Source organism: Salmonella sp. 5800, from assembly GCF_046558195.1.
Taxonomy (GTDB): Bacteria; Pseudomonadota; Gammaproteobacteria; order Enterobacterales; family Enterobacteriaceae; genus Salmonella; species Salmonella enterica.
Genome location: NZ_JBGDOX010000016.1, coordinates 1 through 14,032, shown reverse-complemented (window position 1 = coordinate 14,032; position 14,032 = coordinate 1). Strand labels below are relative to the sequence as shown.

The 14,032-nt window shown below is 56.4% G+C and carries 9 protein-coding genes and 2 pseudogenes; all 11 read left to right on the top strand.

What is annotated here, in order from left to right; genetic code table 11:
• Positions 1 to 72 precede the first annotated feature (72 nt).
• The gene (gene sciR / locus ACLJZ5_RS21155) at positions 73 to 504 is read left to right on the top strand and encodes a Shiga-like toxin A subunit SciR (RefSeq protein WP_023166851.1); all 432 of its coding nucleotides are present in this window, start codon (positions 73 to 75) and stop codon (positions 502 to 504) included.
• 33 nt (positions 505 to 537) lie between these two features.
• Entirely contained in the window at positions 538 to 4,407 is a 3,870-nt protein-coding gene (gene icmF, locus ACLJZ5_RS21150) for a Type VI secretion protein IcmF (RefSeq protein ID WP_024797316.1), read from the top strand.
• Complete coding sequence (locus tag ACLJZ5_RS21145) at positions 4,407 to 5,174, top strand: TagF domain-containing protein (RefSeq protein ID WP_024797317.1); 768 nt, start codon at positions 4,407 to 4,409, stop codon at positions 5,172 to 5,174. Before icmF ends, ACLJZ5_RS21145 begins: the two co-directional genes overlap by 1 nt.
• A gap of 42 nt (positions 5,175 to 5,216) precedes the next feature.
• Positions 5,217 to 5,686: pseudogene (locus ACLJZ5_RS21140) on the top strand (glucosaminidase domain-containing protein).
• On the top strand, positions 5,671 to 6,132 hold the full coding sequence (locus ACLJZ5_RS21135; RefSeq protein ID WP_024797318.1) for a hypothetical protein: 462 nt from the start codon (positions 5,671 to 5,673) through the stop codon (positions 6,130 to 6,132). The pseudogene ACLJZ5_RS21140 and the gene ACLJZ5_RS21135 overlap by 16 nt, the downstream one beginning before the upstream one ends.
• Before the next feature lie 8 nt (positions 6,133 to 6,140).
• Positions 6,141 to 6,263, top strand: a pseudogene (locus tag ACLJZ5_RS21130) (cytoplasmic protein); the annotation flags it as partial.
• Entirely contained in the window at positions 6,260 to 6,676 is a 417-nt protein-coding gene (locus ACLJZ5_RS21125) for a DUF2195 family protein (RefSeq protein ID WP_000759645.1), read from the top strand. The pseudogene ACLJZ5_RS21130 and the gene ACLJZ5_RS21125, both read left to right, overlap by 4 nt.
• Positions 6,677 to 6,699: 23 nt before the next feature.
• Positions 6,700 to 7,221, top strand: a complete 522-nt coding sequence (locus ACLJZ5_RS21120; RefSeq protein ID WP_000968384.1) for a DUF2778 domain-containing protein — start codon at positions 6,700 to 6,702, stop codon at positions 7,219 to 7,221.
• 396 nt (positions 7,222 to 7,617) lie between these two features.
• Positions 7,618 to 9,852, top strand: a complete 2,235-nt coding sequence (locus tag ACLJZ5_RS21115) for a type VI secretion system Vgr family protein (RefSeq protein ID WP_024797319.1) — start codon at positions 7,618 to 7,620, stop codon at positions 9,850 to 9,852.
• A 59-nt stretch (positions 9,853 to 9,911) separates the two neighbouring features.
• The gene (locus ACLJZ5_RS21110) at positions 9,912 to 10,370 is read left to right on the top strand and encodes a DcrB-related protein (protein WP_000186513.1); all 459 of its coding nucleotides are present in this window, start codon (positions 9,912 to 9,914) and stop codon (positions 10,368 to 10,370) included.
• Positions 10,371 to 10,385: 15 nt separating this feature from the next.
• Positions 10,386 to 14,032 (top strand): DUF6531 domain-containing protein (locus ACLJZ5_RS21105; protein WP_410959018.1); only part of this gene is annotated, 3,647 nt, incomplete at its 3' end.

Below are 14,032 nucleotides of genomic sequence, written 5' to 3'. Positions count from 1 at the left end.
TGTTATCGCTGCCAGTTCAGATAAGTATTGGTGGTAAAGTCTTGGTGGTAAGGGATTGATATGTTTAAGATAATGGTCTGTCTGTTGGTGGGTATTCCTGCCATTTCTTATGCGCACGATTATGGGTGTGCTACGGTTGGAGCATCAATGGAGTCATCATTATTTGATGCCATAAAAAATGACCTGAATATAGATGTCGCTACTATTATAAAGGATAAAACAAAGGTAGAGATTCTTGATATCTCACCTGTATCTAAGGTCTATGCAGAATCTCTGGCCAGGATGGATTATGAAAAAGATAAGGCCAAAAATAAAGTGGCAATATTAGATAAAAAATCCTATTTCGATAGTTATTATGAAAATCAGGTTAAATCTATCGTGGCAAAATATACCTATATTAACAAAGATAAAGAAAAAGATATTTTCATTGCATCCAGCTTCATGAATGCTGATGAGTGTTCTGTAAGATTTAATGGTTATATTACTTTATCCAGGGAATTTTAAAATATTGATTATTGGGTGGCGAGTCGAAATATAATGCAAAAATTTCTTAGTCTGCTTTTTTCCCGGCGCGCGCTGGCGATTGTGGGCGTTCTGGTTCTGGCGCTGCTGGTCTGGTTTGTCGGGCCGCTGGTGTCATTTGATACCCTGCGCCCGCTGGCCTCCGTGGGTAGCCGGGTAGTAACCATTGCCCTGTTGCTGATGCTGCTGGTACTGTGGCTGGTCAACTGGTCGATGAGTATCATCGGCATCAGTGTCCTGTGCCTGGCGATTGGCTTCGTCACACCGCTGCTGGCCCTGGGCGATGTCCATCCGTTTGCACCGCTGTGGGTCCGCCTGACATTAATTGGTTTCATCCTGCTGATGTACGCGCTGTACGGCCTGTACCGGCTGTGGCGTGCGCTGCGTATGGATGAACAACTGCTGCGTCGCTTCCTGCATCCGCGCGGGGAAGAGGTACCGGTGGCAGGCGAGATCAAAGCCGACCTGCGCACCGTCAACCATATTGTTACGCAGGCCATCCGGCAGCTGCGGCAGTTGCGGGTGGATATGCCTGGCTGGCGTAAAATCTTCGAGGGAAAACGCTTTCTGTATGAGCTGCCGTGGTTCATGGTGGTCGGCAGTCCCGGCGACGGCAAAACCACGGCCCTGCTGAACACCGGATTGCAGTTCCCGCTGGCGGAGCAAATGGAGCAGACCTCGCGTATCCTGACAGTACCGGGTGGCGGCACGCTACACTGCGACTGGTGGTTTACCAACGAAGCGGTGTTGATTGATACCGCCGGACGCTACGCCCGCCACGATGACGGCGGCGAAGCGAGCGCCGCGCAGCGTAACGCCGGAGAGTGGCAGGGCTTTCTCGGTCTGCTGCGTAAACATCGCCCCGGCGCGCCGCTTAACGGCGTGATCCTGACGCTAAACGTGGCGGATTTAACCGCACAGTCACCGGCGGAACGCCTGGCGGCCTGCGCCGCTCTGCGGGCGCGACTGGCAGAACTGCGCGAGACCCTGGGGATTCGCTTTCCGGTTTATCTGGTGGTCACCAAAATGGATTTGTTGCCGGGGTTCAGCGAGTATTTTCGCACGCTGACCAGCCATCTTCGCGCACAAATCTGGGGCTTCACGTTGCCGTACAGCCGCAGGCGAAAAACGGGCGACCCGCAGGCGCTGCATGCCGCCTGCGCGCAGGAGCTGGCGCGCCTGACGCTGCGGCTGGATCAGGGACTGGATACCCGGTTACAGGAAGAGTACGACCTTAAAAGCCGCCAGCGGCTGTATACCTTCCCGCGTGAGTTCGCCGCCCTCGGCGAGCCGTTGCTGGAGGCTATTGAACAGATCTTCCTCGATTCAAAATTCGATGCCACGCAACTGAATAACACGCTGCGCGGGGTGTTTTTCACCAGTGCCGCGCAGGCGCAGGCCGACGCCGTGGCCGACCAGTTGAGTATCTGGCAGCGCTTTGTCCGGGCGATAAAAACCGCCCGTGGCGAATCCTCCGCCTCTCTCCCACACGCTCTGCCGGACGGCAACCGCAGCTACTTTCTGCATGACCTGCTGACACAGTTTATTTTCCGTGAAGCGCACCTGGTGGAGCCAAACCTCCAGTGGGCCTGGCGTTACCGCCTGCTGCGCCTCGGCGGGCACCTGCTGGTACTGGTGCTGGCATTCCTGTTGTGGCAGGGGATGCAGACCAGCCAGCAGACCAACGGCGACTATCTGAATGAAATCAGCGCCCGCGCGACCCGGCTGGATGGTGAAGTGAAAGCCTACACCGGTAAACCGGCGATGGCTCCCGTCCCGGCACTGCTGGACAGCGCAAGGGAACTGTCCGCCTGGCCGGAACTGGACCCGGACGCGCCGCCGCTGACCTGGCGCTACGGCCTGTACAGCGTACCGCCGGTAACCGACAGCGTGGCGTCGCTGTACAACCGCCTGCTGGATCAACTGCTGCTGCCGCCGCTGGTGAAACGGATGGAGTATGTGCTGGCGGACGCCATTGCCCGTCAGGACAGTAAAGCTGCGTATGATGCCCTGCGCATCTATCTGCTACTGAATCTGGATAAAGATCACGAAGATAAATACAACGCGGCGGAGATCCAGTCGTGGGTGATTAACGATCTGGGAAACAGCGACAGCGTGGCCGGGTTCGGCGGGCGCGCCGCCGTGCTGACGCATATCGAAGCGCTGTTTGACGGCAGCCGGGTGGTGCATTCACCGTATGAGAAAGATGAGGCGCTGATCCGCCAGGCGCGGGCATTCCTCGACGGTCACACCAGTACCGAGCGTATCTATGCGCGGGCGCTGGCGGCGATGGAGAGCGAAGCGCCGCAGGAGTTCACGCTGGTACGCGCTGTGGGCGCGGATGCGGGAACGGTGTTTGTGCGTAGCAACGGCGCGCCGCTGGATCGGGGCGTGCCGGGTATTTTTACCCGTGAAGGTTACCGGGAGCTGTTCGACAAACGATTACCGGAATTTGTGGCGGCGGCGACGGCGAACGATGGCTGGGTGATGGGCCGGGAGAGTACGCCAAAAAAGCTGACTGACAGCCTGCGCAGCCAGATACCGGGGCAGGAGCAGTCTGTCGCCCGCGAAGTCCGCCGTTTGTACCTGACGGAATATGCCCGCCGCTGGCAGGATTTTCTGGACAGTATCCATAGTATCAACAGTGCCGGGGAAGAGGGCAGTTCCGGCCTGGCCTATGATTTACAGGTGCTGCGCACCCTGGCATCGCCGGACTCACCGCTGATGCGGCTGGGAAAAGCGGTGGTGGAGCAGACCACGCTGGTGCCGCCGCCGGACCCGCAGGCCAGACAGAAACAACTGGCGCAGCGCGCATCCGGTAACGCGGGGAAAGTGGTACAGACGGCAAAACTGTTCCAGGATATTCACCCGGAAGAGCGGCTGGAAAAAACGCTGGTGGATGATCGTTTCGCCGCGCTGCGCGAGGTCATTGCCGGGCGGGCGGACGGCGGACAGAGCGGTGGTGGGACGATGCAGATCGCTTCGCTGCTGACCATGCTCAACGAGTATTACACCCAACTGACCATTGCTGATAGCGCGCTGGCGGCGGGGACGTTGCCAGCGCGCATTACTGCCGCAGACAAGTTGCAACTGGAGGCGGCGAAACTGCCTGCGCCGCTGAAAAACATCCTGCTGGATCTGACGAAGCAGGGAACGCGCAAAATCAACGCCGGGACCGGCGACGTGCTGAACACCCAGATGGAGGCGATGATGGGCGACGACTGCCGTGACGCCATCGACGGGCGCTATCCGTTCGCCGACAGCCCGCAGGAGGTCAGCGCCGAGGACTTTAACCGCATCTTCGCCAGCGGCGGCGTACTGGATGCTTTCTGGAGCAAACAACTGGCTCCGCTGGCGGACACCGCCAGCGACCCGTGGCGCTACAAACCGACCGAAGGCAACATGACGTTGCAGGGGCCGGATTTAACGCCGTTTCAGCAGGCGAAGCAGATTCGCAGCGTGTTTTTTAACAGCGAGGGCGGGAAAAAATTTTCCTGGTCGATGCAGATTAGCGTGGTGGATATGGACCCGGCCATCACGGAACTGGTGATTGATATCGACGGTCAGGTGCTGCGCTACGCCCATGGTCCGGACCGGCCCCTGAAAGTGACGTGGCCGGGACCGCGCAACGGCTCGATGTCGGAAATCACCGCCAGCCCGCGTATCCGCCAGGACACCTCAACGCTACTGACCGGCGGGCCGTGGGCGCTGTTTCATCTGCTGGACGCCGGAATGGTACAGGAAACGGCGGTGCGGGGGCGTCAACTGGTGGAATATGATTTTGACGGTCGCCGGGTGGTGCTGGAAATCACCGCCGGGCGGGATTTTAACCCGGTCAGCCGGGAGCTGTTGCAGAACTTCAGTTGCCCGGCGAGGGCGCTGTAATGCGCCGGCCAGCGGTGGTATCAGCCCCGGCGATGTTCGGCAGGCTGCCGGACCAGCGCGACTATGTGCGCTGGCGGGTGGGCGCTGAAGAGGGACGAATATGGCAGGACTGGCTGAACCGCCAGACGTGGGTGGGCAGCGGGCGGCATATCGTGTTGCCGGAAGGCCAGACGACCGATGAAGAGCGTGACGGCTGGATGCACCTGTCGCCGCGTGGCGAACATGATATGCCCGCGCCGGAACACCATCCGCTGCCGTGGAGCTTTGTGATGTCGCCGGGATTTTTGCCGATGGGTGGGACGACTGACTGGCTGACCGGAGTGCTGATGGCGTCACGGGATAGCGTGGGACGCCCGTGGCCGCTGGTGATTTACCAGCGCTGCGGTCGGGAGTGGCTGGACGAGAGTTTGCAGGAGACGCAGGGCTGGCTGTACTGGCTGGCGAGGCTGGCGGCGCAGCATATCACGCTGGACACGATGCGGCGCGGGCGGCTGACGGAGCAGGTGGACCAGCTATGGGCGATGTGGCAGCCGGGGCCGTGGTGGGCGCAGTGGCTGCGCGGGTTACGACGTACATCGCAGCGCAGCCGGGAATTGACCGGGCTGCCGGATGAAGCACCGGTAGTAGAACTGCCGGGCGTGCGTTATCTGCCGTGGCCGGGCTGGCCGGGTAAGACGCTGGGGCAGGCAACACCGGGGCAAGGCTGGTTCTGGCAGCAGAACAGTGAAGGGCGGTATGTGGATGCGCTGCGACTGGCGGATAAATAATGAACATGGGGGTTTTAAAAACACCTGCTAAGGAATGAAGAAATGGGTAATTATGATAAAGCGTGTAATAACGTGGGTGCGGTAAGATTTGTCCAGGAGCACATGAAGGTTTGTGAGATAATTGCAAAAGAGCTTGACGTACCGGTAGAGAATATACTGGGTCTTGCTGCTGCCGAAAGTCAATATGGTACAGGTCGTATTGCCAGGGAATATAATAATTACTTTTCTCTCCAGGCTCCTGCATCATTTCAGTCAGGTCGGGTTCATCCAAAGGATAGTAACAAAACTTGGGTGGCTATTTTTCTTCGTTTTCAGTTTGTGCGCGATCTTTTGCTGTCAAGTATGGTGACGCTGCTCGGGGGGAAAAAGATGCTCTGGCCTTCTCTGAAGCTCTGGTAGCTGCTGGGTTTAATTCAGGATCTCATATTACTGGTGGTACGGATAATTACGCCAGGATAACTGCTGGAATAATTATTATGGTCGGTCGGAGAATAGCATGCCCCGTAAAATAATGCTTGTTTTTTTTCTCTTTATATCTGAGTTCTGTTATGCCCAAGTGGTTGTATCTGAATTTAATTTGTCAGATATAAATCGCGGTGGAATGACGAAAGCACAGGCAGAAAAACTACTCATTATTGCACTTAAATATCAAAAATATGATTTATCGCTGGATGGCGTTTTTGTTGACGGTGATTTGCAGGATAAACACGGAAACCCTCCCCATCCGGGATATTATGATTTTAGCCTTGGTTATGATACACCGACTGCCGGAGCAATCGATTATTGGGAACTGTTTTCAGTAAGTTCTCAAACTGGTGATATATGGGAAATAAATAAATGTGAGAGAATTATATTTCCGCAGTTGCAAAAAATACAACAAGAAATAATGAAAAAAACTGGCGCGACATTTGCCAGTGAAGTGGTACAGCGCCGGGGGCTGGGCTGTACAGATGAATAGCGGGATAGTTGGATCTACCGGGCATACGTTACCTGCCAGGGCAAGGCTGGTTCTGGCAGCAGAACAGTGAAGGGCGGTATGTGGATGCGCTGCGACTGGTGGATGAAAAAAATAGAGGTCAGATGCTGTGAAAAAGTACGCTGTAGAGGTTCTGTTTATGTCTGCCTGTGCAGGAATGTTCCTGCCCGTATTTGCCTGGGGCGGAACAGATGTAAACATTGATAACCCGCTGGCGGAGTGTGTGGATATCCATCCCGTTCATCGTCAGGAAATGGATAACCTTACCATTCTGAAAACAACGGTCACACTGAAAAAAAGCACCGGTGAATGTGGCTGTTTCTCAGCATTAATCAGCTACACCAGCTTACTGGCGCAGGATGTTGAGGGTTACGGACGCGGAAGTGCATATTCCCTTCAGGAGGGGAATATCTCACTGGCGAAGATGCAGGGACGTTATCCTTTCAGCTTTGTATTATCGGTGGATAACCAGTCTGTACGGGATCAGAAGCTGGCGCTAATGATACGTTGTACACCACCGCTGTAATACACAGAATAGTCAGGGAGAAGATGATGGCAGTAAGACTGACTTTTGACGGGCAAAAGCTGACATGGCCTGGTATCGGGATATTTAAGGCGACCACGGGGTTACCGGATTTACAGTGGCCAGATAAACAGTGTGTGCCGGATGCGGCGATACCGGAAGGGAATTATAAATTGTTTATTCAGTTTCAGGGGGAGGCACCGATAAGAAATGCTGCGGATTGTGATCTGGGACCATCATGGGGCTGGAGTACCATTCCGCGAGGCCAGGCTGCCGGAACATGTGAGATATACTGGGCGAACTGGGGATATAACCGTATCCGGCTGGAATCAGCGGATGAGAAGACCCGAAAAGCCTGTGGGGGCAAGCGGGGTGGTTTTTATATCCATGATTCCACCAAAGGTTACAGTCATGGTTGTATTGAAGTGGAACCGGTGTTTTTCCGTATTCTGAAACAGGAGACGGAAAAAGAAAATGGTGAAAAGACATTTACGGTTAATGTTAAGTATGTTTCTGGTCAGCAAACGAATGGTGGAACAAAACAATAATACCGTTAAAACCGGATGAAATTATCGTGTCTGGACGTGCTGTGGTTGACAATCATTACAATGGTGGCCAGATAAGTAACGAGCACCAATGATAAAGTATATGACTGGCGGTGTGCTGGTTATTAATCAAATTTTTATAAAATGCAATGCGAATCTGGTAAGCGTAATAAAAATAAAATCATAATATTGTTATATTCATTTCCTTATTTATGTAATTCAGTATTTATGTTATGTGCTAATTTTTGTGTTTTTATTTTCATGGCTCTTGTCAGCAATATACCCTGTTCTTCTGGTAAATATTTAAATATAACAGGCTGGTTGCATTATAAAGTGCGGGGCACTGTTTCCTGACGGTGAGTCTATTTATTTTAATCCGGTATTAAAGGAGTCACTACCATGAGTTTTGTATCCACAAATAATAAATCCGGTATAGGAGGGCTGACGACAACCACGCCGCCGATAACCGGAGAAAGTGGCGGTGTCACCGCAGATTCAGTCGCCGGAAGCGTGGCAGATGCGGCGGAAGCCGCCGTGGAACAGGCTGCGGGATCGCTGTTTGGCGCATTGCCGGAGCCATCAGGACTGGTGAAAGCCGCGGTAGCAGCGGCGCAGGCTGCCGCCGCCGCAGGTATGGCGCAGGATGCGGTATCGGCCATCGTCTCTGCTGTTGCAGGCGGGCCGGGGGCGCATAATGTGACGGTCAGCGGCAGCGCCGTACCGCCGGGCGCATTACTGTTCGCCAGCCTGGACGGCGGCGAAACATTAAGTGAACTGTTCAGCTATGTGGTACAGCTAAAAACGCCCGACACCCTGAATCTGGGCTATGTCTCCCCGGCGGCCAACCTGCCGCTCAAACCGATGGTGGGCAAAGATCTGTGCGTCAACATCGAACTGGATGGTGGCGGTAAACGACATATCAGCGGGCTGGTCACGGCGGCGCGGGTGGTGGGCCATGAAGGGCGTTCGGTTACCTATGAGCTGCGTATGGAGCCGTGGCTGAAACTGCTGACCCATACCAGCGACTACAAAGCATTCCAGAATAAAACCGTGGTGGATATTCTGGATGAAGTGCTGGCGGAATACCCCTACCCGGTGGAAAAGCGGCTGGTGGAAAGCTACCCGGTACGCACCTGGCAGGTGCAGTACGGTGAAACTGATTTTGATTTTCTTCAGCGACTGATGCAGGAGTGGGGCATCTACTGGTGGTTTGAGCACAGCGAGGACAGCCACACGCTGGTGCTGGCGGATGCCATCAGCGCCCACAAAGCATGTCCGGACTCGCCGCTGGTCGAGTGGCACCAGGAAGGGCTGAAGCTGGATAAGGAGTTTATCCACACTATCACGGCAAACGAGAGTCTGCGGACTGGCCAGTGGGTGCTGGATGATTTCGATTTTACGAAGCCACGTTCATTGCTGGCAAACACGGTGGCAAACCCGCGTGAAACCGGTCATGCCACCTACGAGCATTATGAGTGGCCGGGAGACTACTTCGACAAGAGTGAAGGCGAGATGCTGACGCGCATTCGTATGGAAGCGCAGCGCAGCCCCGGCAGCCGGGCTGGCGGAGTGGGGAATATCCGCACCCTCATGACTGGCCACACCTTTACGTTGATGAATCATCCGACGGCAGAGGTCAACCAGGAGTACCTGCTGGTACAGACCACGCTGTTTTTACGGGACAATGCGCAGCACAGCGGGCAAAACCAGCATTTTACCTATGTCACCACGTTTGAACTGCACCCCACCCGCGAGGTGTACCGCCCGCAGCGAACCATCAGCAAACCCCACACCAAAGGGCCGCAGAGCGCCATTGTCACCGGCCCGGCGGGGCAGGAAATCTGGACGGATCAATACGGGCGGGTAAAGGTGCAGTTTGGCTGGGACCGTTACGGCAAACGGGATGAAAACAGCTCCTGCTGGATACGCGTCAGCTACCCATGGGCGGGCAAAGGCTTCGGGATGATCCAGATCCCGCGTATCGGCCAGGAAGTGCTGGTGGATTTCAAAAACGGCGATCCGGATCTGCCGATCATCGTGGGGCGTACCTACAACCAGGACACCATGCCGCCGTGGGGACTGCCGGGCGCGGCAACACAGAGCGGGATATACAGCCACACTATCGGCGGCGGACCGACCAATGCCAACGCCCTGCGTTTTGAAGATAAACCCGGTAGTGAAGAGGTCTGGCTACATGCTGAAAAAGATCAGCGTATTGAAGTTAATAATAATGAAAGTCACTGGGTGGGGAATAATCGGGTTAAGGTCATTGATCAGTCAGAAATAGCCACTATTGGCGCTGTCCGCGATCATAAAGTTCAGTATGACGATACCTCTCTGGCCGGAGGAAATAAAACCATTCAGACGGTAAAAGAGTTATATCTGGCAGCGGGTGATTCTATTACTCTGAGTTGTGGTGACACCGTTCTGTACATGAGCAGTAAGGGGGAATTTTACGTAACCTGTAAAACGTTCAATATTACTGCAACAGATGCCGATGGTCAGATTAATACTATAAAAGGGCAGCTGGATTTAAATATGGATAAAAGAGAACCCAAAGTGGGAACATTTGGTGAGTCAGAAAAAACAGCAATGGCAGCAGTAATTAAGGAAACTTTTCCACCCAAAGAATAGTTTTTATTTTAGTGCCGGACTTATCAACACTTTCAGACCAAAAAGGATTTTATATAATCATGACGAACTATTATATCAACGAAGCCATCTTGAGTTTCTCCGGTAATATATCCCAGGACAGCACCCTCAATATGATCCGCCTGAGCGATCCGGATGCGGCGCTGATTATCAGCCGCGGCAAAATGCAGGACGGTGATGAACTGGCGTCCCAGGTTGAACAACAGATGAAAAAACTGGAAAAGCAGGTTAAGGAACTGCGTTATACGCCAGCACAGGTTGTCCGGCTGGGTATTGACGGGAAAATGGAAGGGCTGGAAATACAGAGTCAGTTCATCCGGGGTAATGAGCATGTATATCAGTACCAGGCGGTATTTGTGCTACAGAGCAGCCGGGTAATGATGGCCCTGACCTATGCCCGCTCAACAGCGTTAACCGAAGCGGATAGGGGGCGCTGGGCGGATATCAAAAAGAATCTGCGTTTCAGGTTGGACCCGGAAAACACGGCAACCGGACAATAACACAGGGAGTGTGGTATGGGAGAAGCATTCTGGGCGGCAAGGGAAGGTGACGCGCTGCTGCATACGTCCTTTCTGGCAGATCTGGTGGGCAGTGCGCTGGAATTCGCCATCAATGCGGTTATTGATTTTGCGGCACTGGCTGTTGTGGCGCTGGCGACGGGGGCTACGGTGGCAACGCTGGGATGCAGCGCCGTATTACTTGTGGGGACCGTGGTCGGCGCGACGATGTTGCTGAGTGGCGCCGGGGAGAAAATCAGTAAAGCCTGTGAAGACATAGCCAACAGCCTTTTTCCGCCGAAAATTGAGGGATATATCCTGACCGGCTCAGGCGACACCCGGATTAACAGCAAACGGGCGGCGCGGGCGGCGGCAACGGCATTATCACGCCATGATGTGGAAACCCTGGACGCGCAGGCGCAGGCAGAGGCAGAAGAAGAAAAACGCAGGCAGGACGCCAAATCAATGTGGGATGTGGCCGGGGAATATCTGGATGCAGTAAAAGGCCGGGCAGAGAATATGGTTAAGGGCGTCGTTTCCGTGGTGAGCCGGATGGGATCAGCGGAAGGATGGGCCTCGCTGGGAAATGATGCTCTGACGGAGGCGGGCGATATGCTTTCCGACACGGGCCACTTTATTTCAGCGATGTGGCAGCCCACGGTGGCAACGGCATATCCGGGGTCTGACCCGAAACAGGATGATAAAATCGACTGCCACAAACATCCCTCTTCATTCACCCAGTTTATGGCGCAGAAACTGCAGGCGCTGACGGATGACCCGGTGGGGACGGTACTGGGGGCGATGAACACTTTCGATGTGCTGGAAACCGGTTTTCAGGCGGCAAGCGCGCTTATCGGCAGCGTGTCGAACCTGTTCAAAGGCGACGATGAGCCGCCCGCAGCAGAATATATCGCCGAAGGGACGCGGGATGTGCGTATCAACAGCCAGCCTGCGGCGCGCAGCGGGGTACGCTGTACCTGCGAGGCAAAAGTGGTGGATGAGCCTGAGAACGGCGTACATGTATCCGGTGATGTACGTATCGGCGGGCCGCTTCTGGTGGTACGGGATATCAAAAGCGGTAAGTCACAAATAACCCTGGTGACCACCATTGCGCTGACGTTCATGCAGCCCGGACGGGCGTCAGCTAAAAGTGCCTGCTTTATGATGGGATTGGGCATTAACATGATGGTTCAGAAGGCGGGGAGTGCGCTGAACCGCCCGGTAAACGCCGCCACCGGAGCCAAGTACCTGGCAGGCGATGATGACGTTGATTTCAGTCTGCCCGGCCACTTCCCGCTGGAGTGGCAGCGGACCTACAGCAGCCGTGATGAACGGACGGAGGGGATGTTCGGGCGGGGCTGGAGCGTGCTGTATGAAGTGTGCCTGGAGCGTACGCCGGACAAACCGGATGAAAACTGCATGACGTATGTATCCCCAATGGGACGGCGAATTGACCTGCAGGCGGTGGAGCCGGGGAGCGGTTTTTACAGCCCCGGCGAGGGGCTGGCGGTACGGCGCAGCGAACAGGGCCACTGGCTTATCAGCAGTGATGACGGCGTGTACAGGCTGTTTGAAGCGGACCCGTCCAGCCCACAGCGCCGGCGGCTGAAAATGCTGGGCGACCGCAACAGTAACTGCCAGCACCTGACCTACGACAACCACGGGCGTCTGGTGGAAATCAGCGGCGATCGGCAGCGCCCCTGCATCCGGCTGCACTATGAGCTGGCAGCGTACCCGCAGCGCGTGACGCGCATCTTCCGCCATTACCCGGAAGGGGAGCCGGAGCTGCTGCGGCGTTACCGCTACGATGAGGCGGGGCGGCTGAACGGGGTAGTGGACAACGCAGGTCAGTATCAGCGCGAGTTTGCGTACGACGACAACGACTGCATGACGATGCACCGGGAGCCGGGCGGCGAACGGTATTACTACACCTGGTCGTGGTTTGAAGGCCCGGACGATGCGGCGTGGCGGGTGACGGGCCATCATACGGACAGCGGCGAGCAGTACCGTCTGGACTGGAATCTGGCAGAACGTTCGCTGTGTGTGACGGATAGCCTGGGGCGCATGCGCTGCCACTGGTGGGATGCGCAGGGCCAGGTGACGGCGTACCGGGACGAGGCCGGGCAGATGACCACTTTCCGCTGGAGCGATGAAGAGCGGTTACTGCTGGGGATGACGGACGCGCAGGGCGGCAAATGGCGTTATGTCTATGACCGTCTCGGCCACCTGACGGAGACGCATGACCCGCTGGGCCGGGTGGAGCAGACGCAGTGGCATCCGGTGTGGCACCAGCCGGAAACGGAGGTGGATGCCGCGGGGGCGGCGTGGCGTTATGAGTATGATGAGCGGGGCAACCTGCAGGCGGTCATCGACCCGCTGCACCAGCGAACGGTATACGGGTATGACCGGCACGGCCAGGTGGTGCGGATAACCGACGCGCGGGGCGGAGATAAATACCTGCAGTGGAACGAAGACGGGCAGCTTATGCGCCACACGGACTGTTCTGGCTCGCAGACGGCATGGTTTTATGATGAACGCACGCGGCTGGAAAGGGTGACGGACGCGGAGAGTAACAGTACGCGTTACAGCTATGACGGCAACGGACATCTGACGGAGGTCATGTTCGCGGACGGGCGTACGGAGCGTTACCAGCCGGATGCGGCGGGACGGCTGGTGAAATACACCAGCCCGGCAGGGCAGATAACACGCTGGCAGCGGGACGGCCAGGGGCGGGTGCGCAGGCAGACGGATGCGACGGGTCGCAGAACGGCGTATGAGTACGACGCTTACGGGCGGCTGACCACGCTCACGAACGAGAACGGGGAAAGCTACCGGTTCCGGTACGATGTTCTGGACCGGGTGACGGAACAGACGGACCCCGGCGGCAGCCGCCGGGTATACGGGTATAACGCGCTGAATGCGGTGACGGCAGTGATATACGGCGGGGAGCGCGGGGGCGAAATCCGCCACGGTCTGGAGCGTGATGCGGCGGGGAGGCTGACGGCGAAAATCACGCCGGAGACGCGCACGAAATACCGGTACGACGCGGCGGACCGTCTGCTGGAAATCCGCCGCAGGCAGCATGATGCGGCGGAAGGCGGAGAGCCGGAAGTTATCCGGTTCAGCTACGACAGTGCGGGTAACCTGCTGAGCGAGGAGACGGCGCAGGGCGTGCTGCAGCACCGGTACGATGTTCAGGGCAACCGCACAGAAACGCAGATGCCGGACGGGCGGACGCTGCGGTACCTGTACTACGGGAGCGGCCATCTCCAGCAAATCAACCTGGGGCGTGATGTCATCAGCGAGTTCACGCGCGACCACCTGCACCGTGAGGTGCAGCGGAGCCAGGGGCGGCTGGACACGCGGCGGATGTACGACCGGACGGGCCGGTTAACGCGGAAACTGACCTGTAAAGGAATGCGCGGTGTGGTGCCGGAGACGTTTATTGACCGGGAATATGCGTACAGCGGCCAGGACGAGCTGCTGAAAAAGCGGCACAGCCGGCAGGGGGTGACGGATTATTTTTACGACACGACGGGGCGCATCACGGCGTGCCGGAATGAGGCATACCTGGACAGCTGGCAGTACGACGCGGCGGCGAACCTGCTGGACAGGCGGCAGGGAGAGACCGCGCAGGCGGGTGCAGGCAGCGTGGTGCCGTTCAA